The sequence below is a fragment of the Candidatus Microthrix subdominans genome (assembly GCA_016719385.1).
Taxonomy (GTDB): Bacteria; Actinomycetota; Acidimicrobiia; order Acidimicrobiales; family Microtrichaceae; genus Microthrix; species Microthrix subdominans.
Window position 1 is genome coordinate 104,293 of sequence record JADJZA010000001.1, and the last position, 23,689, is coordinate 127,981.

General features: G+C 69.4%; 24 protein-coding genes. 13 read left to right on the top strand and 11 right to left on the bottom strand.

Annotation, left to right across the window (positions count from 1 at the left end):
* Positions 1-514 precede the first annotated feature (514 nt).
* Positions 515-1,297 (top strand): hypothetical protein, encoded by a 783-nt coding sequence (locus tag IPN02_00555; protein ID MBK9295374.1) that lies wholly within the window; start codon positions 515-517, stop codon positions 1,295-1,297.
* A gap of 56 nt (positions 1,298-1,353) precedes the next feature.
* Here the strand turns inward: IPN02_00555 and orn are convergent, their stop codons facing one another.
* Positions 1,354-1,902, bottom strand: coding sequence for an oligoribonuclease (orn, locus tag IPN02_00560; protein ID MBK9295375.1), 549 nt, complete (start codon positions 1,900-1,902; stop codon positions 1,354-1,356).
* A gap of 62 nt (positions 1,903-1,964) precedes the next feature.
* Here orn and dut point away from each other — a divergent pair, with 62 nt between their 5' ends.
* Positions 1,965-2,462 carry a dUTP diphosphatase gene (dut, locus tag IPN02_00565; GenBank protein MBK9295376.1) on the top strand — a complete coding sequence of 166 codons (498 nt, stop codon included), beginning with the start codon at positions 1,965-1,967 and terminating at the stop codon, positions 2,460-2,462.
* Here the strand turns inward: dut and IPN02_00570 are convergent.
* Positions 2,447-3,067, bottom strand: a complete 621-nt coding sequence (locus tag IPN02_00570) for a hypothetical protein (protein MBK9295377.1) — start codon at positions 3,065-3,067, stop codon at positions 2,447-2,449. The two genes, dut and IPN02_00570, sit on opposite strands and share 16 nt — an antisense overlap.
* A 74-nt stretch (positions 3,068-3,141) precedes the next feature.
* Positions 3,142-4,569, bottom strand: a complete 1,428-nt coding sequence (locus IPN02_00575) for a hypothetical protein (GenBank protein ID MBK9295378.1) — start codon at positions 4,567-4,569, stop codon at positions 3,142-3,144.
* 266 nt (positions 4,570-4,835) lie between these two features.
* Between IPN02_00575 and IPN02_00580 the strand changes: the two genes are divergently transcribed.
* Entirely contained in the window at positions 4,836-5,690 is an 855-nt protein-coding gene (locus IPN02_00580) for an SDR family oxidoreductase (protein MBK9295379.1), read from the top strand.
* 136 nt (positions 5,691-5,826) lie between these two features.
* Here the strand turns inward: IPN02_00580 and IPN02_00585 are convergent, their stop codons facing one another.
* Positions 5,827-6,306, bottom strand: coding sequence for a hypothetical protein (locus tag IPN02_00585; GenBank protein MBK9295380.1), 480 nt, complete (start codon positions 6,304-6,306; stop codon positions 5,827-5,829).
* A gap of 334 nt (positions 6,307-6,640) precedes the next feature.
* On the opposite strand from IPN02_00585, the gene leuA reads away from it, so the two are divergent.
* Positions 6,641-8,290, top strand: coding sequence for a 2-isopropylmalate synthase (gene leuA, locus IPN02_00590; GenBank protein MBK9295381.1), 1,650 nt, complete (start codon positions 6,641-6,643; stop codon positions 8,288-8,290).
* A gap of 123 nt (positions 8,291-8,413) precedes the next feature.
* On the opposite strand, the gene IPN02_00595 is transcribed toward leuA, so the two are convergent.
* Positions 8,414-8,938 (bottom strand): nitroreductase family deazaflavin-dependent oxidoreductase, encoded by a 525-nt coding sequence (locus IPN02_00595; GenBank protein ID MBK9295382.1) that lies wholly within the window; start codon positions 8,936-8,938, stop codon positions 8,414-8,416.
* A 129-nt stretch (positions 8,939-9,067) separates the two neighbouring features.
* On the opposite strand from IPN02_00595, the gene IPN02_00600 reads away from it, so the two are divergent.
* From IPN02_00600 to IPN02_00610, 3 genes are all read left to right on the top strand, one after another.
* Positions 9,068-9,826 carry a TetR/AcrR family transcriptional regulator gene (locus IPN02_00600; GenBank protein ID MBK9295383.1) on the top strand — a complete coding sequence of 253 codons (759 nt, stop codon included), beginning with the start codon at positions 9,068-9,070 and terminating at the stop codon, positions 9,824-9,826.
* A 64-nt stretch (positions 9,827-9,890) separates the two neighbouring features.
* Complete coding sequence (locus IPN02_00605) at positions 9,891-10,694, top strand: VIT1/CCC1 transporter family protein (protein MBK9295384.1); 804 nt, start codon at positions 9,891-9,893, stop codon at positions 10,692-10,694.
* A gap of 52 nt (positions 10,695-10,746) precedes the next feature.
* Positions 10,747-15,414, top strand: a complete 4,668-nt coding sequence (locus IPN02_00610) for a DEAD/DEAH box helicase (protein MBK9295385.1) — start codon at positions 10,747-10,749, stop codon at positions 15,412-15,414.
* Positions 15,415-15,526: 112 nt separating this feature from the next.
* Here IPN02_00610 and IPN02_00615 read toward each other — a convergent pair whose 3' ends face one another.
* Both IPN02_00615 and IPN02_00620 read right to left on the bottom strand, forming a co-directional pair.
* The gene (locus tag IPN02_00615; protein ID MBK9295386.1) at positions 15,527-16,228 is read right to left on the bottom strand and encodes an HAD family hydrolase; all 702 of its coding nucleotides are present in this window, start codon (positions 16,226-16,228) and stop codon (positions 15,527-15,529) included.
* Positions 16,225-16,365, bottom strand: a complete 141-nt coding sequence (locus tag IPN02_00620) for a hypothetical protein (GenBank protein MBK9295387.1) — start codon at positions 16,363-16,365, stop codon at positions 16,225-16,227. Before IPN02_00620 ends, IPN02_00615 begins: the two co-directional genes overlap by 4 nt.
* A gap of 190 nt (positions 16,366-16,555) precedes the next feature.
* Here IPN02_00620 and IPN02_00625 point away from each other — a divergent pair, with 190 nt between their 5' ends.
* Both IPN02_00625 and IPN02_00630 read left to right on the top strand, forming a co-directional pair.
* Positions 16,556-16,975 (top strand): type II toxin-antitoxin system VapC family toxin, encoded by a 420-nt coding sequence (locus IPN02_00625; GenBank protein ID MBK9295388.1) that lies wholly within the window; start codon positions 16,556-16,558, stop codon positions 16,973-16,975.
* Positions 16,976-17,026: 51 nt separating this feature from the next.
* On the top strand, positions 17,027-18,001 hold the full coding sequence (locus tag IPN02_00630) for an NYN domain-containing protein (GenBank protein ID MBK9295389.1): 975 nt from the start codon (positions 17,027-17,029) through the stop codon (positions 17,999-18,001).
* A 61-nt stretch (positions 18,002-18,062) separates the two neighbouring features.
* Here the strand turns inward: IPN02_00630 and IPN02_00635 are convergent, their stop codons facing one another.
* The 4 genes from IPN02_00635 to IPN02_00650 all read right to left on the bottom strand — a co-directional run bounded on the left by IPN02_00635 (position 18,063) and on the right by IPN02_00650 (position 20,434).
* Positions 18,063-18,356 (bottom strand): Dabb family protein, encoded by a 294-nt coding sequence (locus IPN02_00635; protein ID MBK9295390.1) that lies wholly within the window; start codon positions 18,354-18,356, stop codon positions 18,063-18,065.
* Positions 18,357-18,389: 33 nt separating this feature from the next.
* Entirely contained in the window at positions 18,390-19,232 is an 843-nt protein-coding gene (locus tag IPN02_00640; protein ID MBK9295391.1) for a MoxR family ATPase, read from the bottom strand.
* A gap of 153 nt (positions 19,233-19,385) precedes the next feature.
* Entirely contained in the window at positions 19,386-19,907 is a 522-nt protein-coding gene (locus IPN02_00645) for a DUF4916 domain-containing protein (GenBank protein MBK9295392.1), read from the bottom strand.
* 74 nt (positions 19,908-19,981) lie between these two features.
* The gene (locus tag IPN02_00650; GenBank protein ID MBK9295393.1) at positions 19,982-20,434 is read right to left on the bottom strand and encodes a hypothetical protein; all 453 of its coding nucleotides are present in this window, start codon (positions 20,432-20,434) and stop codon (positions 19,982-19,984) included.
* Positions 20,435-20,558: 124 nt separating this feature from the next.
* On the opposite strand from IPN02_00650, the gene IPN02_00655 reads away from it, so the two are divergent.
* The 4 genes from IPN02_00655 (at position 20,559) to IPN02_00670 (ending at position 23,674) form a co-directional block, all read left to right on the top strand.
* Positions 20,559-21,365, top strand: a complete 807-nt coding sequence (locus IPN02_00655; GenBank protein ID MBK9295394.1) for a hypothetical protein — start codon at positions 20,559-20,561, stop codon at positions 21,363-21,365.
* A gap of 37 nt (positions 21,366-21,402) precedes the next feature.
* Complete coding sequence (locus IPN02_00660) at positions 21,403-21,723, top strand: hypothetical protein (GenBank protein MBK9295395.1); 321 nt, start codon at positions 21,403-21,405, stop codon at positions 21,721-21,723.
* Between the two features lie 69 nt (positions 21,724-21,792).
* Positions 21,793-22,014 (top strand): hypothetical protein, encoded by a 222-nt coding sequence (locus IPN02_00665; protein ID MBK9295396.1) that lies wholly within the window; start codon positions 21,793-21,795, stop codon positions 22,012-22,014.
* Between the two features lie 181 nt (positions 22,015-22,195).
* Entirely contained in the window at positions 22,196-23,674 is a 1,479-nt protein-coding gene (locus IPN02_00670; protein ID MBK9295397.1) for a sugar transferase, read from the top strand.
* Positions 23,675-23,689: the final 15 nt, after the last annotated feature.

Below are 23,689 nucleotides of genomic sequence, written 5' to 3' on the forward strand. Positions count from 1 at the left end.
GTTGCATCAACCGGTACCTCTCGAAACTCGGATCCCGTCACCAATCGGGTTGTCGTAGCCCGGCTTGGCGGTGGCGTGCGCACACGCTGTGCCGCGCGTGACCCAAACGTTGCGCTTGGCGACGACGGTGAGGTTGCCGACGACCGGGTTGTCAACGGCACAACGTCCAACGACGCGGTTGCTCACGGGGAAAAGCGTCGAAGCTGCCCGTGGCTGCACCGGCATCTCGCCGAGCGCGCAACCGGTCGCCGCGTCGAGGCGGCTGGTCGTTGCGTGAAGCGGGGATGCGGACATGATGGGCCTCTCGGGTGGCCGCCCGAGAGGCGACCGTGCTGGAACGTCAACGAGGAAACCACCTGCGGCGTGCAGCGTCAATGTATTTAACAAGATTTCTGTCGGGTGCAGCGTGGGGTGACGGGCGAGCGTTCACCGCAGCGTGGTGGGTGGGCCGCCCTGACGACCGCGCCCTGAGGCCCGTTCCTCCGCCGTGACCGGCCCCGCTACCGTGCCGGGTGTGGCCAACGACGACACTGCACACGGCGCAATGGTGGGAGCCGGCGCAGCCGTCGGCCCGGAGCGGCCGGGGGCGGTCGCCATCGTCGATCCGCCCGCCGGCGAGCGTCCGACGACGACCATGCGGGTGCCGCCCGCCGGATGCGCACCGGACCGAAGGGCCCGCCTCGATACGTTGTTGCGGCTCTGCGACGTTGCCCTGTGGGACCTCGATGTCCCCATGCGACCGGCGCCCGGAGCGGTGTGGGTCGTGCGTCGCACCACCCTGGAGGTGCGCCGCTGGCCCACCGCAGCCGAATCGGTCGCCGTCGACACCTGGTGCTCCGCCGTCGGTCGGGTGTGGGCCGAGCGGCGCATCGATCTCGCCGGCGGCGAGGGTGGTGACGTGAGGGTGGCCACCCTGTGGGCGTCGCTCGACCAAACGGGCGCCCGCCCGGCCCGGCTGGCGCCCGAGCTGGTTGAGGCCGGACCAAAGCGACGGGTGCCGATCGGGCTTTACCACCCCGCCCCGCCCGGCGAGGCCTCGGTAGCGCCGTGGCCGATCCGCCGCAGCGACATCGACGTGCTGGACCATGTCAACAACTCGGTGATCTGGACCGCTTTCGAGGACACCGAGGCGGGAGCGACGGCAAGCGTTGGCGACGGGGGCGGGCGCTTCGAGGCCGAGTACCGCGCCCAGCTGTTTTACGGCCCGGCCGAGCTCACCTTGTCTCCGGACGGCGATCAGGTGTGGCTCAGTGCGCCGGATGAAACGCCGGCGGTTTCGCTGCGCTCGCTGGACTGAACGGCAGGCGTCGTCACCGTTCCGGTCGGCACCGCTCCAATCGGCTGCGGCGCCGCTCAGGCGTCCGTCGTCACCGGCAGGAACACTTTGGAGCGCCAGTAGCGCAGCTCCTCGATGCTTTCCTTGATGTCGTCGAGGGCGCGGTGGCTGGTCGCCTTACGTGGCAGGTCACCGAGTGCCTCCGGGTACCAGCGCCGGGCCAACTCCTTGATCGTGGTCACGTCGACCGAGCGGTAGTGCAGGTACTCCTCGATCTCGGGGAGATAGGCGGCGAGAAAGCGGCGGTCGGTGCCGATCGTGTTGCCGCACAGCGGCACGGTGCGGGCCTTGGGGGCATGGGCCTTAATGAACTCCAGCGTCGCAGCACCCGCCTCCTCCAAGGTTGTCGTCGACGCGGCGATGGCGTCGAGCAGCCCCGAGCTGGTGTGCATCTTGACCACCACCGGGTCCATGTCGGCCAGGGCCGCCTCGGGCTGGTGAATCACCAGCTCGGGGCCCGCAGCGACGATGTTGAGTTCGTCGTCGGTCGCCAGGGTGGCGATCTCCACGATGACGTCGGAGGTGTGATCCAACCCCGTCATCTCAAGGTCCATCCAGATGAGCACGACGAGATCGTACGCCGACTGGGCCCCGGGCGCGTTGGGGAGGCCAAGATGGCCACATGGCGATGCCCACCGACGACCGACCCAACGACCGACCCGACGGCTCTGGGAATGCTCACGACCGACGAGTCACGATGGAGGTCCAGCAGCTCGACCCCGGGCTGGAGCTGCCCAGCTACGCCAAGCCGGGCGACGCCGGGCTGGACCTACGGGCGCGGGTGGACGTCACGCTGGCTCCGGGCGGCGCCCGGGCGCTGGTGCCCACCGGGCTGGCGGTCGCCATCCCGGAAGGCCACGCCGGGTTTGTGTTGCCGCGGTCTGGGCTGGCCCTGCGCTCCGGGGTGACGGTGACCAATGCGCCCGGGTTGATCGACGCCGGGTACCGGGGCGAACTGCAGGTGATCCTGGCCAACACCGACCCGGACACGGCCGTGGAGGTTCGCCGCGGCGACCGCATCGCGCAGCTGGTCGTCCAGCGGGTCAGCCAAGTGACGCTCCTCAGCGTCGACGAGCTGCCATCGAGCGAGCGGGGCGATGGCGGGTTTGGTCACTCCGGCCGCTGAGCGGTCCCGGCCGAGGGCAGATCGATCGTGACCCGAACCGACACGATCGACGGTCGTCGGGGTGGTTCGCTGAAGCCCACCCCGACCGGGCGCTCGAAGCGCCGAGGCTCGCCCAGGTCGACCCCGTCGACGTGGGCGTTCCCGGCACTTACCCACCGCCAGCCGCGGGTTTGGTACCACTCCCGAGCGCCGGTCGGTGAGGTGCCGTAGGTCTCGACCCCCATCAGGGCCCGTGCCAGCGGGGCCTCCACCCATCGGGTAACCGCCAGGGGACGCCACAGCGGCACCGGCCTGAGCCGACCGCCGATCAGGTCGAGACGAAACCGGGCGGCGCTCACCGTCGTGCGGCGCCCATCGGACACCACCTGCAACGGCTCGACCGACACCTCATCGAACTCATAGATCGATCCGATGAACTCCGCGCCGGCCTGGTCGCCGACCACCAGGGTTCGTCGATCGTCGGGATCGGTCCACATCACGTCGACCAGATCGCCGACCGGGGAAGTGGCCCAGCAGCCGATGACGAAGCGGTGCCCGCCTGCGAACGCCGCCGACGAGATCGTGCCGGCCACCACCGCCCGTCGGTCGGACGCACGGCGCTTCACACCCGGCATCGCGCTCGCGTCCGGGACGGCGTCGGGTGCGTTCGGCCTGCGCCGCAACGGCCCACGGCTCAGCGCTACCCGGCGAAGACGGCGCTGAGGGGCGGCACCGTGGCCGGCGCTCGCAGCACCACCCTGACGACCGGCTCGCCATCGAGCGACCCGATCGCGGTGCGCTCGCCCGCCCGAAGGGCAAGGCGGTGCGCCGGGTCGGTCTGCTCGGGCCCGGCGTCGACCGGATCGAGGTCGCTCATCCGGGCGATCGCCACCAGGATCGGACGGCGCTCGGCTGCGCCGCCGTCCCACTCGACTGCCGTTATGACCCGCTCGGCGACACCTGAGCCGCTGTTGACGTAGCGCTCGTAGCGGCTGTTGGTCCCCGGGTCCCAGGGGCCATCGCCGGGCACATGGGTGTGGCCGAGCACCAGCCACGGCCCGGCGTCCTCGCCGAAGTGACCGGCAAAGGACTCGTGCAGCTCGGTCTCGTTGAGGGTGAACTGGTCGCGGTCGACCGAGAACGGCCCACGGATTGATCGCAGCCGATTGCCGGCACGCCCGGCGAGAAGCGCGGTTCGGGCGGCCGCCCCGGTCAGGCCGGGCTCGTCGCCGCTGAGGTCGGCGAGCGCGCTCGCCAGCCAGGTGACGAACCGGCCGCGCCAAGCCCCGTTGGGACTGTTCCACGGGTCGGTGAGATGCCCGTGGGTGATCACCGCTTCCGGGATCTGGCCGGGATTGCCCAGCGACACCAGGTCGTGAACGACGGCCCCGGGAAGACGGCGGGCCAAAGCCGAGGCGACCTCCGGGCGGATCAGCGGGTCGTCATGGTTGCCGCTCAGGCGCCAGTATCGTCCCGGCCCGACAAACTTCTCGGCGATCGCCGAGTACGTCGCTTCATAGTTGTCAATGATCCGCTGAAGCTGGTTGCGGGCGGTGGCATGGCTCAGCCGCCGGTCGATCGGCCACAGCGCCGCACCGAGCATGCGAAGTGCGTCGATGGCGACGCCCAGCGCCGAGCCGCCCACCATCCAGAAGTCCTCGACGTCGCCGGCCTCGATCAGGCCCCACCCCTCGGCCCCGTAGTGGTCGAGGGCGACGCGATAGAGGTCGTCGGTCGCCTGCTGGCGGGGCCAGTCACGACCGCCCGGAATGCAGCGGTGCAGGTCGCTGGTCACCAGGTATCGCCCGGCCGGATCCAACCGGGCGCTGGCACCCACCACGTCGGGGTCGTCGGTGCGCAACGCCTGCGGCATGCGGCGAGCCCGGCGGCGACACCGGGCGGTCTCGAGCGGCAATGTGGCGAATAGCCCTGGGCCCAGCAACGGCGACGCGAAAATGACGGCAAACAGCTTGAGCGACGCCCAGGCCCTCGTCGCTGGAGGGCCGGGCAGCGAGCTGCTTCGCCGCATGATTCCGTCGACGGTGCGATCGAGCCAACCGGTCGGCTCGGGCCGTTCGGCGACGCGGCGCGGGGTCACCTGGGTCAAGCCGCTGGGGAGCAGGCTCATGTTCGATCCGAAGACCGTTCGGCGACCGGGACAGGGTGACTCACCAGGCAAAGCTACCGCCGTCGAAGTGGGGTGCATGACCGTCAGCGGGCCGCGAACGGATGTGGTGAGAGCCCGCCTCCACCGTCGATGAGACCCTTCACCCGTCGCCCTCGACATGGTTATGAATCAAGTTTGAATGTCTCTTGAGTAGGTTTCCCGGAAGGGAAGCGAGGCGATCCGACCCGATACCGAGGGGGTCTCGCAAGACACCAAGGGGATTTGAGATGGTCCAACGCTCGGCCGACCGACCGACGCTTCAAGGGCGCTCGGCCCTCGTCACCGGAGGGGGCAGCGGCATCGGGTTGGCGGCGGCAGCTGCGCTGGTGGCCGACGGCGCCGACGTCACGCTGATGGGCCGCACCGCCGACAAGCTCGAAGCCGCCGCCGAGCAGCTGCGCCAACAGGCGCCCGAAGGCGTTCGGGTGCGCACGTCCGCCGGCGATGTCACCGCCGATGCCGACGTCGCCGCAGCGGTCGCGCTGGCCGACGCCGACCAAACGCTCAGGATCGTCGTCGCCTCAGCGGGCGACGGGACGATGGGGCCGGTGGTGGCCACCTCCACCGAGGAGTGGAACCGCATCCTCGGCGTCACGCTCACCGGGGTGTTTCTCGTTTTTCGTGAGGCTGGTGCGGCGATCGTGCGCAACGGCGGCGGGTCGATGGTGGCGGTGTCGTCGGTGGCCAGCCGACTGACCCACCGGTTCATGGCGCCCTACTCGGTGGCCAAGGCCGGGGTGGACATGCTGGTGAAGGTCACCGCCGACGAGCTGGGCCGTGCGGGCGTGCGGGTCAACGCCGTCAACCCGGGCATCATCCGCACCGACCTGGTGGCGATGATCGAGGAGGAGTCCTCGGTGGGGCAGAGCTACCTGAACAACACGCCGCTGGGCCGCTTCGGCGAGGTCGGCGACGTGGCACCGCTCATCCGGTTTCTGTGTGGGCCCGAGTCCGGCTTCATCACCGGTGAGACGGTGGGCGCCGACGGCGGGCATCACCTCCGCGATGGGCCCGACTATCTGGAGTGGGCCGAAGGGTTGTACGGCGATGCCGCCCACGGCCGGGTTCCTGCGCCTGAGTGATCGCGACCGGGGTTGGGTGTGGGCGATACCGCCATGGCACCGCTTCGCTATGCGCCCTGGCGGCACCACCCACACCCCAACCCCTCTGGTGGGAACAGGAATTCGGCCGTGGTGGCTCTCCTCCTGAGGGCTGGAATCAGCCGGTGTGGGCACGACGAAGTGCCGCGACTCCTACTGCGATGCCGACGATGAGGAGGGCGGTGATCGCTGGGCTGCGGTCGGCGCCGAACAACCCGGGCGTGCTGATCACCACGCCGATCGCCGCCAGGCCGGCGGTCCCAAGGTCGGCCAGCACCTGTCGTCGGCCCACCGGCGTCGAGCGTTGACCGAAGCATCCGCAGCTGACCTCGGCATCGTTGCGGGTGAGCAGTGCGAGGAGCGCAGCGAACGCCAGGTAGAGGGCGGTGACCAACCCCCACAGCACGAACCCGCCGAACACCATCGCCGCGGCACCGACCACGATCTCGATCAGGCCGAGGATGAACGGGGCGTGCGGGCTGGTCACGCCGATGACGGCCAGGACGTCGGCCATCGTGTCGGGGTGGCGCACTTTGGACGCCCCGGCGACGAGCAACAGCCCGGCGGCCAGGTAGGGGAGTAGGTCCAACGCCGCCATGTGGTCGGAGGTTACCGACCCACTGCCGAGTCACCGAGCCAAGGGTGACAACCCGTCCCGCTCTCACCTGATTCACCGGTCGAGGTTCCATCGGGCGGCTGACGTGTCTAAACTGTGCGACGTGACCACTTGTACCGGACTGCTTCTTAGCTAAGGCGGGACTTACCAAGAGCGCGCCCGCCCGCACCCCCCGCCCTCCAGGCCGGGGGGTTTGTTGTTTTTCCCGACAACCAGCCGGCCCGCCGCTTTCACCAGTACGACCAACCGCACCCATGCAATCGGACCCGCAACAAGGAACTCATCCATGCCACCAGCAAACGTGACCCCAAAGAAGATGCACTTCGAGAAGTACGAGCCGTGGATCCCGGTACAGCTCACCGACCGCACATGGCCCGACCAGCGGATCGACCGAGCCCCGACCTGGTGCTCGGTCGACCTGCGCGACGGCAACCAGGCGCTGATCGACCCGATGGACCCCGCCCGCAAGCTGGCGATGTTCAACGAGCTGGTCGCCATGGGCTTCAAGGAGATCGAGGTGGGGTTCCCGTCGGCCTCCCAGCCCGACTACGACTTCGTGCGCCAGTTGATCGAAGAGGACCTGATCCCCGACGACGTCATCATCCAGGTGCTGGTACAGAGCCGCGCCGACCTGCTCGAGCGCACCTACGAGTGCCTGGAGGGCGCCCCCCGGGCCATCGTTCACTTCTACAACTCGACCAACCCGTTGCAGCGGGAGGTGGTGTTCGGGTTGGATCGCGACGGCATCGTGGACATCGCCACGACCGCTGCGCGCCTGGCCCGCAAGCTGGAAGATCGCATCCCCGGCACCGAAGTTCGCTACGAGTACTCGCCCGAAAGCTTCACGCTGACCGAGCCCGACTTTGCGATCGAGATCTGCGAAGCGGTCATGGACGTGATCGAGCCCACCCCCGATCGGCCGATCGTGTTGAACCTGCCGGCCACGGTCGAGTGCTTCACCGCCAACGTCTACGGCGACTTCATCGAGTGGTTCGGACGCACGATCTCCCGGCGGGACTCGGTCGTCATCTCGCTGCACCCCCACAACGACCGGGGCACCGGCGTGGCCGCTGCCGAGTTTGGGCTGATGGCCGGGGCCGATCGGCTGGAGGGCACGCTGTTCGGCAACGGCGAGCGCACCGGCAACCTCGACCTGGTCAACGTCGCCATGAACCTGTTCGCCACCGGCGTGGACCCACAGCTCGACATCACCGATATCGACCGCCTGCGCCGCACCGCCGAGTACGCCAACCGGTTGGAGGTGCACCCGCGCCACCCCTATGCGGGTGACCTCGTCTACACGTCGTTCTCCGGCAGCCACCAGGATGCGATCAAGAAAGGCTTTGCAGCTCTGCCCGACGACTACGACACATGGGCCGTGCCCTACCTGCCGATCGACCCCCACCACGTGGGGCGCACCTACGAGGCGGTCATCCGGGTCAACAGTCAGAGCGGCAAGGGCGGGGTGGCCTATGTCATGTCCGAGGAGCGCGGCCTCGACCTGCCGCGGCGCATGCAGGTGGAGTTCTCCAAAACGATCCAGAACATCACCGAGGATTCGGGTACCGAGATCGACCCGGCGACGATGTGGGCGGCATTCCGGCACGAGTACCTGCCCGAATCACCCGAATTCGAGCTGGTCGGCCACGAGTTGCACACCAAGGAGGGCCTGACCAAGGTGACCGCCCAGGTGCGCCGCAACGGATCGCATCACACCGTGGTGGGGGAGGGGTCCGGTCCCATCGGCGCCCTGGTGTTGGGTCTGCGCTCCGAGTTCGACGTCGACCTGGACGTTGTCGATTACGAGGAGCACGCCATCGGCGCCGGTTCGGACGCCACGGCGGCCGCCTACGTCGAGAGCATCGGCCACTCCGGCCGGCCCCGCTGGGGCATCGGGTTGGACCCCAACATCACCACAGCGTCCTTCAAGGCCGTCCTCGGTGCCCTGGAGCGTCAGCTCCGATAGGTGCTGAGGTGGGGGGCCCGCTCCGGTAACCGTTGGCCCGCGCCAAAGCCACCCACGGTCGCACTGGGTGGCTTTACTGCACCCCCTCGGGAGTAAAGCCACCCAGCTCATGCATGGGTGGCTTTACTGTGTGCCGTGCGAGAGGTGGAACACGGGGTGGTTCGGAGCGATACGCGCCAGTTCCGCCGCCGAAGCGTCGCCGTCGACCCCGTCGAAGAACGCCCCCACCTCGAACGCCCAGCGCTTCAGGTAGGCGCGCAGGATCGGCTCCTTGTCGGCGTCGGCCACCTCGCTGGCGGTGAACGCTTCGATGGACCGGCCGACCCGCAGTTCCCCTCCACCGGTGACCCGCAGGTTGCGGACCCACTGGGTCTCGCCCCGCGGCGCCACCAGGTAGCGCTCTTGACCGATCTTCAACGGGTTGACCGGCGCGGAGCGCCACTCGCCGCTGCTGCGACCCCGAACCCGCAGCTCGCGGGCACCCCACACCGAGATGCCGACCCGGCTTAGGCGCCGTACGAGCCGGTTCATCAGGTTGCGGCTGAGCCATCCCGGCGCGGCGTAGTGCGTTCGGGGTAGCCCGGCGGCAGCCGGCCGTTCGGGCGTTGGCGAGTCCGAGGCTGTCGGGTGGGCGGTGATCGAGTTCATGGATCGCTCCTGCCAGTAACCCGAGAGCACCGCTCTCGGTTCGTCCATCGTGAACTCTCGTCCCGATAAAAGCAAGAGCACTGCTCTTGTTTGTTGGCAGTGTTCTCGCTCGTCGGTCATCATGTACCGATGGAGCCCAAGCCCACCGGGGTACGCGCCCGGGCCCGCGCCGAGTTCGTCGGCGAGATCAAAGCGGCCGCCAGGTCGCAGCTGCGCACGGACGGGGCCGACTCGCTGTCGCTCCGGGCGGTCGCCCGACAGCTGGGCGTGGCCTCCTCGGCGCTGTACCGGTACTTCCCGAGCCGCGACGACCTGCTGACAGCGCTGATCTCCGACGCCTACGGCGATCTCGCTTCGGCGGCAGAACGTGCCACCGTCGAATCGGCGGGAAAGCCGTTCGTCGAGCGGTGGGTCAGCCTTGCTCGAGCGATCAGGTCGTGGGCGCTGAAGCACCGACATGAGTACGCACTGATCTACGGCAGCCCCGTGCCCGGCTACGTGGCGCCCCCGGAGACCGCCCAGCCGGCCCGGCGCCTCACGTCGACATGGCTGTCGGTGCTGACCGATGCGGCTGCGGACGGTGAGCTTCTCCAGCATCGGTTCGACGCACCGCCGGCCACGGCGGAGGCCCTTGATGTCATCCGATCGCTGTCCCAGGACGCCATCGGCCGCTCGTCGGCCGCACACCCGGACGGGGCGGAGCTGAGCGATGGGCAGCTGAGGGCGGCGACCGGGGTCTGGACCCAGCTGTTCGGCCACCTCAGCTTCGAGCTGTTCGGCCAGTTCCAGAACGTGGTCGCCGATCCGGAGGAGTTCTTCGACGTGCAGATGCGGGAGGCGGGGTGCCGCCTGGCCGGACCGTCGGCGTCCGGCGACGGCCGGGACTGACCAGCGCCGAACGGGCTGGGTATCCTGCGGGCTAACCACGGCAGGACCTACCTTCGGAGCACGCATGCCTGCACAGCCAGACATCGGCGAATCGGCGCCAACCCAGTCCAGCCCCGACCACGACCACGCCCACGCCAAGGACCGCACCCACTCCTCGGGTCGTTCCGGCGCGAACTGGCAGGTGCACCATCACCGAGACGTCTCCGGGGGCGCCGCCAGGGCTGCGGTGTTCGGTATCTCCGACGGGCTCGTGTCCAACACTGCGCTCATCCTTGGCGTTGCGGGCGCCAACCCACCGGCCAACACGGTGCTGGTCGCCGGCCTGGCCGGGTTGATCGCCGGAGCGGTGTCGATGGCCGCCGGCGAGTACGTGTCGATGCAGGCGCAAAAGGAACTGATCGAGCGTGAGCTGAGCGTCGAGGCTGAGGCGATCAAGAATCATCCGGAGAGCGAACATCGCGAGCTGGTCAGGCTGTATCGGTCCCGCGGTGTCGACCGTCAGACCGCCGAACGCATGACCACCCAGGTGATGGCCGACCCCGAGCTGGCCCTCGAGGTCCATGCCATGGAGGAACTGGGCCTGCACGCCGAGTCGATCGGCTCGCCATGGCAGGCGGCCGGGTCGTCGTTCGTGGCGTTCACGGTGGGCGCCATCGTGCCGCTGGTGCCGTGGATCATCGGCTCGGGCACCGGCGCCATCGTGGCATCGGTGGTCGCCGCCACCATCCTGTCGGCCGTGGTCGGAGGTCTGCTGGCCCGGTTCACCGAACGGTCGGTGGTGCTCTCCGGGGCGCGGCAGGTGTTGATTACCGCCTTCTCGTGCGTCATTACCTACGGCATCGGTTCGGTGGTGGGTGCCAACGTCTAAGGCCGCCGCCGAAGTGGGCGGTGCACGCGCCGACCGAGCGGCGAAGGCCCAACTGGAGGATGCCGGGGCGGCATTTTCCGAGCCGGTGCGGACCTGGTTTGGCGCGGCCTTTCCCGAGGCGACCCCCGCCCAGGCCTTGGCGTGGCCGCCGATCGCGGCCGGCGAGCACACCCTGTTGTGCGCCCCGACCGGGTCGGGCAAGACGCTGGCGGCATTCCTGTGGGCGATCGACCGGCTGGGTACCGATCCCCGGCCGGACGGAGTTGGCACCCGGGTGGTGTACCTGTCGCCGCTGCGGGCGTTGGCGGTCGACATCGAGAAGAACCTGCGCAGCCCGATCCGGGGCATCGAGCTGGCGGCGCAACGGTTGGGCGGGTCGTTCACCGCGCCTTCGGTGGGGTTGCGCACCGGCGACACCTCGCAGGAGGACCGGCGCAAGATGGCCCGCCACCCGCCCGACATCCTGGTCACCACCCCCGAGTCGCTCTACCTGCTGCTGACGTCGGCCGCCCGGGAGGGACTCTCCGGTGTGCAGACGGTGATCGTCGACGAGATCCACGCGCTGGCGACGACCAAGCGCGGCGCCCACATGGCGTTCAGCCTGGAGCGTCTCACCGCGTGGGTGACCGGCCACGACCACCCGGCCCCGCAGCGCATCGGATTGTCCGCGACGCAGCGGCCCCTCGAAACCGTGGCCGGGTTTCTCGGGGGTCGGGAGGTGAGCGGCGCCGCCTCCAAGCCGCGCCCGGTGCGCATCGTCGACGCCGGTATCACCAAGGAACTCGACCTGGAGGTGCGGGTGCCGATCGAGGACATGGCGTCGCTCGGCACGATCGTCGAGGAACCCCAGGCGGGTGCGGCCGCCGCCGGGCCGCAGCGGCGCAGCATCTGGCCCTCGATGCATCCGGCCCTGCTCGAGCTGGTGGAGCAACATCGCTCGACGCTGATCTTCGTCAACGCCCGGCGCATGTCCGAGCGTCTGGCCAGCCGACTCAACGAACTCCACGACGAGGCCAACCTCCAGGCGGAGGCTGCGACGGCGACGGGCCGCTCCGACGTGGTCGCCGCCGGCGCCGAATCGATCGGTACGTCCAACCCGGACGGCATCGAGCTGGTGAAGGCCCATCACGGGTCGCTGTCGCGCGAGCGACGGCTGCTGATCGAGGACGAGCTGAAGCGTGGCGAGCTCGCCGGGCTGGTCGCCACCTCCAGCCTGGAGCTGGGCATCGACATGGGTGCGGTCGACCTGGTGATCCAGGTGGCCTCCCCCGGCTCGGTTGCCGCCGGGTTGCAGCGCATTGGCAGGGCCGGGCACCAGGTGGGCGTGCCCTCGCGTGGGCGCATCTTCCCCCGTCACCGGGCCGACCTGCTCGAGACGGCGGTGGTGGCCGAGCGCATGCACTCGGGCGAGATCGAGCACACCAGGATCGTGCGCAACCCCCTCGACGTGTTGGCCCAGCAGCTGGTGGCCACCGTGGCGTTGGACGACGTCACCGTCGACGAGCTGTACGGCATGGCTCGCGCCTGCGCAAACTTCGCCGAGCTGTCCGAGGCCCAGTTTCGCAACACGTTGGACCTGGTGTCGGGCCGCTATCCGGCCGAGGAGTTCGGCGGCCTGTCGCCCCGGGTTGTGTGGGATCGTACCGACGATGTCGTCCGGGCCCGGCGCGGGACCCAACGCATTGCGGTCACGTCGGGCGGCACCATCCCCGACCGGGGGCTCTATGCGGTGGTCCTGCCCGACGGCACCCGGGTGGGCGAGCTCGACGAGGAGATGGTCTACGAGAGCCGGGTGGGGGAGACCTTCCTGCTGGGCGCCACCACCTGGCGCATCGAGGACATCACCTTCCAGAAGGTGGTGGTCACCCCGGCGCCCGGTGTGCCCGGCAAGATGCCGTTCTGGCACGGCGACGGGCCCGGCCGCCCCGTGGAACTGGGCCGTGCGGTCGGCGCGTTCGTGCGCGAGGTGCGCTCCGCCAAGCGCAGCGATGGGGCCGCCAGGCTGCGGGCCGCTGGGCTGGACGAGTGGGCCACCGAGAACCTGCTCGGCTACCTCGACGATCAGGCCGAGGCCACCTCGGTCGTCCCCGACGACCACACGATCGTCGTCGAACGGTTTCGCGACGAGATCGGTGACTGGCGCATCTGCGTGCTGTCGCCGTTCGGCGGCCGGGTGCACGCCCCCTGGGCGGTGGCGCTGCGCCAGCGCCTGGCCGACCGCTGGGACGAGGAGCTGGGCGAGGGCGCAGTCGAGGTGATGTGGGCCGACGACGGCATCGTCATCCGCCTGCCCGAGGCGGTCGAGGAGCTGCCGCTCGAGGAGCTGATGATCGACCCGGACGAGGCCGAGGCGCTCGTCGTGGCGGCTCTGCCGTCGACGGCGGCGTTCGCCTCGGCGTTTCGGGAGTCGGCCGCCCGGTCGTTGCTGTTGCCCAAGCGCCGCCCCGACCAGCGCACCCCGCTGTGGCAGCAGCGCCAGCGGGCGGCCGACCTGCTCGGCGTCGCCGCCAAGTATCCGCAGTTCCCCATCCTGTTGGAGGCCACCCGGGAGTTGCTGGAGGACCACTTCGACCTGCCGGCACTTCGCACCCTGCTCGGCGATCTGGCCCAGCGCCGCACCCGGCTGGTGGCCGTCGATACCGACACCGCCTCGCCCTTCGCCCAGTCGCTGGTGTTCGGCTGGGTGGCGGTGTACCTGTACGAAGGCGACGCCCCGCTGGCCGAACGTCGGGCCGCGGCGTTGGCCCTCGACCGTGACCTGCTCGCCGACCTGCTCGGCTCCGAGGAGCTGCGCTCGTTGCTCGACGCCGACGTCGTCGCCCAGGTGGAGCTGGAACGCCAGCGCCTGGCGGACGGCCGCCGGGCCCGGGACGCCGACGAGGCCCACGACCTGCTGCGCTCCATCGGGCCGCTGGCGGCCAGCGATATCGAGGTTCGTAGCGAGGCCGATGCGGCGACGGTGGGCGCCTGGATCGAGCAGCTGGTCACCGCACGACGCGCCTACGACGTGTCGATCGCCGGCGAGGCCAGGCTGGCGGCGGCCGAGGACGCCGGGCGGCTCCGCGACGCACTCGGCGTGCCTGTCCCCCTTGGGCTCCCCACCGAGTTCACCGACGCCGGTCCCACCCCGGTTCGAGACCTGGTCGGTCGCTACGCCCGCACCCACGGCCCGTTCACCGCCACCGAGCTGGCCGCCTGGTTCGGCTTTCCGCTCGATGTGGTGCGGGTGACGCTGGACGGGCTGGCCTCCGACGGGGTGGTCAGCTCGGGCGAGTTCCGCCCGGGGGGCGCCGGCAGCGAGTGGGTGGATGCCGACGTCCTGCGCCAACTGCGGCGCCGCAGCCTGGCCGCCCTGCGGCGCGAGGTGGAGCCGGTTGATGGCGACGCCCTGGCCCGGTTCCTGCCCTCCTGGCAGCACGTCGGCAGCCGCCGCACCGGCGTAGACGCGGTGGCCGATGCCGTCGAGACGCTGGAGGGCGCCGCACTGGCCGTGTCGATCCTCGACGTCGACCTGCTGGGCGTGCGGGTGCGCGACTACTCGCCGGCGATGCTCGATGAGCTGTGCACGTCTGGCGAGGTGGTGTGGGCCGGCGCCGGGTCGCTGGGGGCCAGCGACGGTCGCATCCGGCTGGCTTTTCGAGACCGGGCGGCGCTGTTGCTGCCCGAGCCGATCGAGTCGCCCGACGAGCCGCACCACCGGGCGATCACCGAGCGTTTGGCTGCATCCGGTGCCTCCTTCTGGGGCGATCTTCAGGCCGCCGTCGCCGCCGCCGAGCTCCCCTACGACGATCCGACCGTGCTCGAGGCGCTGTGGGACCTGGTGTGGGCGGGTGTGGTCACCAACGACTCGCTGGCCCCGGTGCGCTCACGCGTGGTGGCCGGGCCGCGCCGTCGCCTGTCGTCGGGCGGTGGCGGCCGGGGACGTGGCGGTCGCGCAGGCCGGCGGGGCGCTGGCCCCCCCCGGGGGGCGCGTGTTTCCAGGCTGGGCCCGCCCGCTGCGGCCGGCCGTTGGTCGCTGGTCGCCGGGCTCACCGGTGGCGCCGCAGCGCCGTCCGGGTCCGGTCCTGGCTCAGCCTCGGTGGAGGTGCGCACCGCGCGGGCGATGAGCCTGCTCGACCGTTACGGCGTGCTCACCCGGGAGATGGCGCTGGCCGAGGGGGCCGAGGGCGGCTTCGCCGGGGTGTACCCGGTGCTCAAGTTGTTGGAGGAGCGGGGCGAGGTGCGCCGGGGGTACTTCGTCGCCGGGTTGGGCGCCGCCCAGTTTGCCCACGAGGGCGCTGCCGAGCGGCTGCGAACCGAACGGGAGTCAGCGCCCGCCGAGCCCCAGGTGCGCACTCTGGCGGCGGTCGACACCGCCCAGCCCTACGGCGCAGCGCTGGCCTGGCCCGAGTCCTCCGGCAACCCCACGCGCACGGTGGGCGCCCACGTGGTGCTCATCGACGGCATCCCGGCGGCTTACCTCGACCGTGGCCAGCGCAGCCTGATCACCTTCAGCGGCGACGACGGCAACGACACCAGCAACATCGGCGACAGCCGTGGAGGAGCGGCCGCCCGCACTGAGCTGTGGGTGCCTGCGATGGCGCAGCTGGTCGAGGACGGCCGGGTGTCCAAGATGGAGCTGACGACGATCGACGGTGAGCCGTCGGCCTCCCATCGATTGGCACCCACCTTCAAAGCGGCCGGCTTCCAGACCGGCTACCGGGGCCTCACCCTCCGCTGACAGCCCCAGCGCAGTCGACACCCTGGGAGTTGGGACCCAGCCCGGGGCGGGGCGCTCAGGTGGATTGTGCGTCTGGCGCGGTTGCGTCCTTGGAGACGCTCGTCCGCCCTGCCTAGGCCTGGGGCCGAAGCTCCCCGTCGAGGAGCCCCACCAGTTCGTCGAGGTCGCGCACCTCGTGGTCTGCGTCCGATCGAAACCCGGGGTTATCACCGGTCCGGTTGAGGTAGATCGAGGTGGCACCGGCTGCGTTGGCGCCCTCGACGTCGTCCCAGTCGTCGCCGATGTGGGCGAGCTCGGTGACGTCGACCCCCAGCTGGGATGCGACCATGGCGAACGCCCGGGGGTCCGGCTTTTCGAACCCGTGGTCGGGGCCGAGCACCACAGCGTCAAAGGTGTCGTGGAGCCCGCACCGTTCCGGGTAGGTGTTGCCGTTGCTGAGCAGACCCAGTCGATAGCGGCCCTTCAGCAAGGCGATCGCCGGGGCGACGTCCGCAAACAGCTCGATCTGGTTGAACCTGATGTTCATGTAGTGCTCGACGAGGACGGCCGCCGCGGCATCGGGCGTTGGGTGGCCTTGCGCAGTCAGCACCTCGGCAAAGGACCGCTCCCGCACCTCCTCGAGCCGGTGGGTGGCGCCGCGGAACCGCTGAACCAGCACGTCCCGCGCCTGGTCCATCGCCTCGGGGGTGACGGCGCCGGCCGGCACGTCGCCGCGCCGCTCCATCTCGGCGATGGTCGCCCGAAGTGCCCGACGTTTCACGGCGTCGAAGTCCCACAGCGTCTGGTCGGCATCGAAGCTCAGGGCGACGATCATCGGGCTGCCTGCCCGGCCAGCAGTGCGAAGCCCCGCCAGCGCCAGTTGCAGCCGACCCGGGCCAGGCCGGCCTCGCGCATCCAGGCGAGCTGTTCCTCAACGCCGACCAACACCGTCGTTTCGTTCTTCCACGACATTCGCATCAAGTTAGAGCGACGGCACGTTGACGCGGAGGTGGGCTGAGGGTTCGGCATGCTGTGGCGGGGGGAATTGTAGGGAGGGCGGGGGCACGCGGGTGCGGGGCGGCTGTTGTCCCTGCCCGGGGTATGGTGACATCGAGTTGACCCGCCACGCTCCCGAGCACGGCACGCCCGCGATGTTTGACTGATGTTCGTCCTCGATACCTGCATCGTGTCGGAGCTTCGCAAATCCCGATCACAGGCCGATCCGGGTCTGATCGGTTGGGCGGACGGGGTGCCGGCGACGGAGATGTATCTGTCGACGATGTCGCTCCATGAACTGGAGCTCGGCGTGCTCCTGGCGGAACGGCGTGACCGGGCAACCGGAAGCGTCCTGCGAACCTGGCTCTCGGAGGCGGTGATGCCGACGTTTGCGAGGCGCCTGCTCCCGATCGACGGTCAGGTCGCCGCTCTGGCGGCGTCGCTCCACGTGCCCGATCCTGCTCCGCTTGCCGGCTCCCTCATCGCAGCGACCGCGCTGGCGCACGACATGGCCTTGGTCACCCGAAACGTGGCCGACTTTGACCGGTTTGTCGGTCTGTTGGTGATCAACCCGTTTGAGACGTGAGCGGCTGCCCGGGATCGGCCGCACGGTCGCTGAACATGGGATCATTCGATGATGAGCAACGAAACCTCTACGAACGCAGGTGTCGCCCCAACGGCGAGCACGTCCGGCAGCGTCGCCCGGGTGGTTGAGGCCCTCGACGCGGCCGGGATCGACGCCGAGGTTCGGCACTTTGACGAGTCGACCCGCACTGCCGCCGATGCGGCGGCGGCCTTGGGCGTGTTGCAGGCCCAGATCGCCAAGACCCTGGTGTTTCTCGCCGACGGCGCACCCATCATTGTGGTGATGGGCGGCGACGACCGGGTGGACACCGAGGCGTTGGGGGCCGCCCTCGACGGCGCCACGATCGGGCGGGCCGATGCGGATTCCGTGCGGTCCGGCACCGGCTTTGCCATCGGCGGTGTGAGCCCCGCCGGGCTACCCCGCGGCCTCACCGTGCTGGTCGATCGCTCGCTCAGCGAGGTCGGCGAGCTCTGGGCGGCGGCAGGCACCCCGAAGAGTGTGTACCGCACCAGCTATGGCGAGCTGCTGTCGGTCACCGGCGGGCGAGAAGGTCTCGGTGGCCCAACGGTGAATACGGGGCGGAAGCGCGGGGTGGAGCACCCGGGGGTGGAGCACCCGGTGGCGGAGGGACAGTCCACGCCACTCTGGGTGATCGACGGTAACAACGTGATGGGATCTGCTGCCGACGGGTGGTGGAACGACCCGTCCGCAGCGGCCGCGCGGCTGGCCGAACGGGTAGGACGCTGGGCCCGGTCGATCGACGCTGCGCTGGCGCTCGTGTTCGACGGATCGCCCGATGACGCGATCTCGGCGGCGGCCGGCGGCAACCTCGAAGTGCTCTATGCCCGACGGAAGGGCCGGGACGCCGCCGACGATCGCATCGTCGAGGAAGTGGAGGCCCGCTACGGCGACCATCCTGAAACAACGGTCGTCACCTCCGACCGTGGCCTGATCGGCCGCCTGCCCCCGGGTGTGCTCGTGACGGGTGCCGGACGGTTTCTGCGCTCCCTTCCGGAATCATCGTGACCCTCGACGATCTTGAGGAACCGGATGCCGCACCACATGGGGTGGCGTCGCTGTGGCGCCGTCAGTCGTGGAACTGAACCGACTGGCGGTGCGCGACCAGCGGTTCCACGTGATCGGTGACGACGGCCCTGTGCGCGGGATGGGCCAGGTAGGCGCGCCAAGCGGCCTCGTCGGCGTACTCGCCCACGATGGCCACGTCGGCGGTGTCGTCGCGGAGCCCCAGATCCCGGCCCGCTCGGTAGGAGACGATCTCGGGGATCTGGGCGGGAAGGGAACGCAGCGCGTCCACCAAGGCGTTGACCTGGGTGTCGTCGGCGTCATCTCGCATGGTCAGCAGCAGCACGTGGCGGAACATGGCCTCATTATCTCATGCGCCGTGGTGCGCTGATCAGGGCGAATCGGCCAGCCCGTCCAGCGCAGAGCCGATCGCCTCGAGGTCCTCGGGGGTCTTGGCGATCGAGCCCAGAGTAGAGCGGGCAACGTTCGTCTCGAACTCGACGAGGCCGAGTGCGGTGAGGGCTGCGACCCAGTCGATCGACTCGGCCAGCCCTGGCGGGTAGTCCAGGTCGAGTGTCCGTACCTCGAAGACGAATGCGGTTGCTGCCTCGATCAGCGGCAGCCCGGCGTCACCCACTCGGCGGCGGACGATCTCGACCGCTCGTTCGACCGACTGGTGCTCCATCCGGTGGTAGTGGCAGCCCCGTTTGAGTGCGTCGCTGAGCGGACGGCTGCCGTTGCACGTAATGATGACGATCGGCGGAACCTTGGGGCCAAACGTGCCGATTTCGGGCACGGTCACCGACATCTGCCCGAGAAACTCCACCAACAGGGCCTCAAAGCGAGCGTCGCTTCGATCGACGTCATCGATCAGGAGTACAGCTGGCACCTCGTCGTCGTGGCGAACCGCACGCAGCAGCGGCCCGTCGATGAGGAAGTCCGCGGTGAAGAGGTCGTCCAGCGACGTCGCCGGCGTCGCTGCCGGGCTGACGTCCTGTGCCTGGTCGGGGGGAAGGTCGTTTGTGGCCTCGGCCCGCCGGAGCGCCAGCACCTGTCTGGGCCGGTTCCACCGATAGAGCGCGTCGTCGGCGGTGCTGCCCTCGTAGCAGTGCAATTGGATCAGCGGGGTGCGCAGCGCAGCGGCCAGCGCCGTGGCGGCGGAGGACTTGCCCACGCCGGAAGGGCCTTCCAACAGGAGCGGTTGGCTCAGCCGCATGGCCAAGAACAGGGCCATTGCCAGGCCCTCGTCGGCCAGGTAGTCCAACCGGTCGAGTTCGGAGCGCAGCGGATCGAGCGTGGAGTTGATGGACACGCCGTCAGCTTGGCAGGCCACCGATCAGGGCGGCGCCGTTGCGACGCAACGTCATGATCGGGGCAGGCCCGTCGGTCAGGGCAGGGCGGCTGCGTGGGCGAGTGCCATGCGGATGAGGCGTCCCTGGCCGTTGGCCATCTCGCCGCCGGTCGCCACTGAGATTGCTTCCTCGGGGGTGATCCAGGCAAGGTCGAGGGCATCCTGGGCCGGCGAGCACGGGCCGCCAACCGGCACGACGTAGGCCAGGCTGATCGCATGCTGGCGAGGATCGTGGAAGCCGGTGACCTCCCGGTCCGGGAAGTACTCCACAACGGTGAAGGGGGCAATCGAGGCCGGCAGCCGGGGCTCGGCGTCGGCCCCCAGGTCTTTGGCAAGGTGCCGCAGCAGGGCGTCGCGCACCCGCTCCCCGTACAGGACCCTCCCGGAGACGACCGCCCGGCTCATCGAGCCGTCGGGCAACATGCGCAACAGCAGGCCCACCTCGACCACCTCGCCGGCGGTGTTGACCCGAACCGGCACGGCGTTGACGTACACCATCGGCACCGAGTCACGGGCCGAACCCAGCCGCTCAGGGCTGAGCCAACCCGACTCGGCCAAGGGGTTGCCGTTGGCCGACGGGTGGACCACCTCCACCTCGCCGAACGAACCTTCGCCGCCCGCTCCCTGGTCGCTCACAGCTCTGGCGAGTCCTCGAACACCTGATCGCGATCGTCCTCAATCAGTTCGAGCGCTTCCTCGTCGGCCGGCAGCACTGCGGGGGCGGACCGCTTCTCGGGTTCGGCGGCATCGGCTGCCAAAAGGTCGGGTACCTCGGTAAGGCCCAGTTCGGCCCTGACCGAACGGACGACCTCGGCGTCGTCCTGCAGACCCGGTTCGAAATCGTCCTCGAGCACGAAGTACTCCACCGCTCCTCGCAGCAGCGCCCGCTGAGCGTCGTCCAATCCCTCCGCTTCGTCGAGCAGTTGTGAGATCTGCTCCGCCAGGCGGTGCGCCCGGCCCGATTCCGGGCTGGACTCCAGCTCGGCCAGCCGGGTTGCCACCCGCGAGCGCAGATCAGGAATTTCCGAGATCATCAGGTTGTCGGCCAGCATCCTGGCTCGTGCGAGTGCTACTTCGGTAGGCATCGGTGCTCCTGGGTTCACGGCGGGACCGTGGTAGCGGTACCCGCTTCGCGCCCGCCGCATGCGGGGACCCTCAGTGTGCCACGACCGAGGTGGCGTCGGCGGCTGGCGGCGGCATCCTGTGACGATGCCCGAGGGAGACACCCTGTACAAGACCGCCGCCCGGCTTCGACCGGCGCTCGAGGGCGGCGAGCTGGTGCGCTTCGAAGCGCCGCGCCTCCAAGGGCTCCGCCCTCGACCCGGTGAACGGATCGACTGGGTTCGGGCTGTGGGCAAACACCTGCTGATCGGCTGTTCCGGTGGGTTGATCATCGACACCCATCTGCAGATGGCCGGCACCTGGAGGCTGGTCGAGACGGGTGGACGGTGGCCGAAACCGCAGCACCTCCTCCGTTGCCGAGTCGACGTCAGGGATTGGCAGGCCCTGTGTTTTTCGGCCCCGATGGTGCGGACCTGGCCGGTCGCCGACCTCGGTACTTCCCGTTCACCGCTCGCCCACCTGGGGCCTGACCTGTGCCTGGTCGACGCCGACCTCGACGCTGCGGTCGAGGCGATCGAGCGGCTCGCCGAACCGGACGCCGACGTGGGTGATGTGTTGCTCGACCAGCGCTGTTGCTGCGGGGTCGGCAACGTCTATCGCAACGAAGTGTGTTGGGCCCTGAAGCTCCACCCCGCCACCCCCGTCGGTTCGCTCGACCGTGCGGCGCGTCGTCGGCTGGTTACGACCGCTGCGCGTCAACTGCGTGCCAACCTGGTCGGCGGGCAGCGTCGCACGGTCCCCGGTGGTCTGGCCGTGTACGAGCGAGCCGGCGCGTCGTGTCGACGCTGTGCCACGCCGATCGCCACGCGACGGATGGGCGCGGGCCAGCGAGTCACCTTTTGGTGCCCCACGTGTCAGGAGGACCCGCTCGGTGAGCCGAAGCGGCGCAGGTGATGTTGAGGCCGATCCGACGAGGGATACCGTGAAGGGTGTGACCCCCGTCCCCGATCCTGTGACCCAGCGGTCCGGTGCGTTGCGGCCAGGACGTGCGCTTTCAATCCGTTCCGTCGTCGGTGGGGTGGTCCTGACCGGCGCACTCCTGGCCGTGGGCTGCGGCGGTGACGGGCCAAGCGCCGTTGCGGATGGCGATGCTGCACCAAGCGCGTCCAGCTCCGGCGGCGAGGCTCCGCTCGATGCAGAGGCGGCAGACGCCATCAACCTCAGGGTCGTCGCCGACGGGTCTCAGGTGGCCCTCGCCGATGTGGCCGCCACAGACCGGCCAACCCTGCTGTGGTTCTGGGCCCCCTTTTGACCCGTCTGTCGGGCAGAGGCTCCCGACATCGAGCAGTTGGCTCGAGAGCATTCAGATGACCTGACCGTGGTGGGCCTGGGCACCCAGGACACCTTCGCCGACGCAGAAACATTCGGTTCCGAATTCGACATGTCCGCCACCCGGTTGCTCTGGGAAGATGGTTTCGACTCGTGGCAGATGCTCGGGATTCGGGCCCAACCGGCCGGCATCCTGTTGGACGCCGACGGCAAGGTCGTCGACTCATGGCAGGGTCCCGTGTCCCCCGACGATGTCCTGGACGCACTTCCGTAAACCCGGGAATTGTCGTCTGAATCTCATCCGGGAGGGTGGGTGAACCCGACATAGCTCTTGAATCACCCTGATTCCACCCCGCTATAGTGGACCCGGATTGGATACACTCAAGGTCGCGTCCTCGGTGGAAGTACACCGGTTGAAGGGCGCTTGCGAGAGCACCTTGGCGGGAGCGGCGCACATGGCGACAGAAGCGGTTGGGACGCGGCAATCCCACTTTGCGGGACAGCTGGTCGACTTCGACTTTCGGTCGCCCTCCCTCGGCCACCCGGGGCTTGCCGCCAAGGTGGTGTTGGCGACCGTCGATACGGTCGTGATGTTGGCCAGCTCGCTGGTCGTGATGCTCGTCGTAGCTCGGTTGGGTGGGTGGGGGCCCGGGGACTGGCGCCGGCACCTGGCGTTGTTGGTGCTGTCGGTCCCCGTGTGGCCGACGGTGTTCGTGCAGCACAAGCTGTACACCACCCGGTTTGTCGCCAGACTGATCGACGAGGTTCGGCGCGGCGCCCACGCCATCTTCATCGGCATCGTGGCGCTGGTCGTGATCGCCTCGCTGTTCGACCTGGCGATCTCGCGCGGCTATTTCGCCGGGCTGCTGGTGGTCGGCAACCTGGCGCTGGGGGCCGAGCGCTACGCGGCCCGGCGGATCTTTGCCCGTCGTCGTTACCGGGGGGCATCGACCAAGCGCGTGCTCATGGTCGGCACGAGCGCTGAGGCCCAGGCGCTGGCGGCCATGTTCGTCATCGAGAAACACCTCGGCTACGAGGTGGTCGCCTTCGTTGACGACGACCCCGATGCCCCCGAGACGATCGATGGCATCCCGGTGTATCACCAGAGCGAGGACTTGGTGGAGTTGGCCGATGCCAAAGAGGCTCAGGGCGTGATCATCGCCACCACGGCGATGAGCCTGGAACGCTCCAACCGCTTGGTTCGGGAGTTGTCCGAGGCGCGGTTGCACGTCGAGATCACCTGGCCGCTGCGCGACATCGCCTCCCATCGACTCACCGTGCGGCCGCTCGGTCGATTTCCCGTCGCCTACGTCGAGCCGGTGGCGCGTTACGGCTGGCGGACCGCAGCGAAGCGAAGCTTCGACCTGCTGCTCGCCGGCTTGGGCCTTGTTCTCGCATCGCCGTTTCTGCTGTGTGCTGCTGTGGCGATCAAGCTGACCTCGCCTGGGCCGGTGCTGTTTCGCCAGACCCGGGTGGGGCAGCATGCCCGGCCATTCGAGGTGCTGAAGCTGCGGACGATGGTCATCGATGCCGAAGCCCGACTGGCCGAACTCGACAAGCTGAACGAGGCCGACGGTCCAATGTTCAAGATGAGCGGCGACCCGCGCATCACGCGGGTCGGTCGCTGGTTGCGTCGGGCCTCGTTTGATGAGTTGCCTCAGCTCTGGAACGTCATGCGGGGGGAGATGAGCCTGGTGGGCCCCCGCCCGGCCCTGGCCTCGGAGATGGCCGAGTGGGACCCCGAGCTGTATAACCGACTGCGGGTCAAGCCCGGCATCACGGGGATGTGGCAGGTCAACGGTCGCAGCAACACGTCCTTTGCCGACTACCAGCGTCTCGACCTGTATTACGTCGATAACTGGTCGATCCTGGTCGACGTTGGCATCCTGGCCAAGACCCTGCCAGTGGTGTTGTCGTCGCGAGGAGCGATGTAGCGACCCGTGTGGCTG

Excerpts from the sequence above, each read along its gene's own strand:
- IPN02_00670 (MBK9295397.1), top strand. The coding sequence starts at position 22,196 with ATGGCGACAGAAGCGGTTGGGACGCGGCAATCCCACTTTGCGGGACAG.
- IPN02_00580 (MBK9295379.1), top strand. The coding sequence starts at position 4,836 with ATGGTCCAACGCTCGGCCGACCGACCGACGCTTCAAGGGCGCTCGGCC.
- IPN02_00655 (MBK9295394.1), top strand. The coding sequence starts at position 20,559 with ATGCCCGAGGGAGACACCCTGTACAAGACCGCCGCCCGGCTTCGACCG.
- IPN02_00605 (MBK9295384.1), top strand. The coding sequence starts at position 9,891 with ATGCCTGCACAGCCAGACATCGGCGAATCGGCGCCAACCCAGTCCAGC.
- IPN02_00600 (MBK9295383.1), top strand. The coding sequence starts at position 9,068 with ATGGAGCCCAAGCCCACCGGGGTACGCGCCCGGGCCCGCGCCGAGTTC.
- leuA (MBK9295381.1), top strand. The coding sequence starts at position 6,641 with ATGCACTTCGAGAAGTACGAGCCGTGGATCCCGGTACAGCTCACCGAC.
- dut (MBK9295376.1), top strand. The coding sequence starts at position 1,965 with ATGCCCACCGACGACCGACCCAACGACCGACCCGACGGCTCTGGGAAT.
- IPN02_00650 (MBK9295393.1), bottom strand. The coding sequence starts at position 20,434 with ATGCCTACCGAAGTAGCACTCGCACGAGCCAGGATGCTGGCCGACAAC.
- IPN02_00585 (MBK9295380.1), bottom strand. The coding sequence starts at position 6,306 with ATGGCGGCGTTGGACCTACTCCCCTACCTGGCCGCCGGGCTGTTGCTC.
- IPN02_00640 (MBK9295391.1), bottom strand. The coding sequence starts at position 19,232 with ATGGCCCTGTTCTTGGCCATGCGGCTGAGCCAACCGCTCCTGTTGGAA.
- IPN02_00630 (MBK9295389.1), top strand. The coding sequence starts at position 17,027 with ATGAGCAACGAAACCTCTACGAACGCAGGTGTCGCCCCAACGGCGAGC.
- IPN02_00615 (MBK9295386.1), bottom strand. The coding sequence starts at position 16,228 with ATGATCGTCGCCCTGAGCTTCGATGCCGACCAGACGCTGTGGGACTTC.
- IPN02_00595 (MBK9295382.1), bottom strand. The coding sequence starts at position 8,938 with ATGAACTCGATCACCGCCCACCCGACAGCCTCGGACTCGCCAACGCCC.
- IPN02_00625 (MBK9295388.1), top strand. The coding sequence starts at position 16,556 with ATGTTCGTCCTCGATACCTGCATCGTGTCGGAGCTTCGCAAATCCCGA.
- IPN02_00620 (MBK9295387.1), bottom strand. The coding sequence starts at position 16,365 with ATGTCGTGGAAGAACGAAACGACGGTGTTGGTCGGCGTTGAGGAACAG.
- IPN02_00575 (MBK9295378.1), bottom strand. The coding sequence starts at position 4,569 with ATGAGCCTGCTCCCCAGCGGCTTGACCCAGGTGACCCCGCGCCGCGTC.
- IPN02_00635 (MBK9295390.1), bottom strand. The coding sequence starts at position 18,356 with ATGTTCCGCCACGTGCTGCTGCTGACCATGCGAGATGACGCCGACGAC.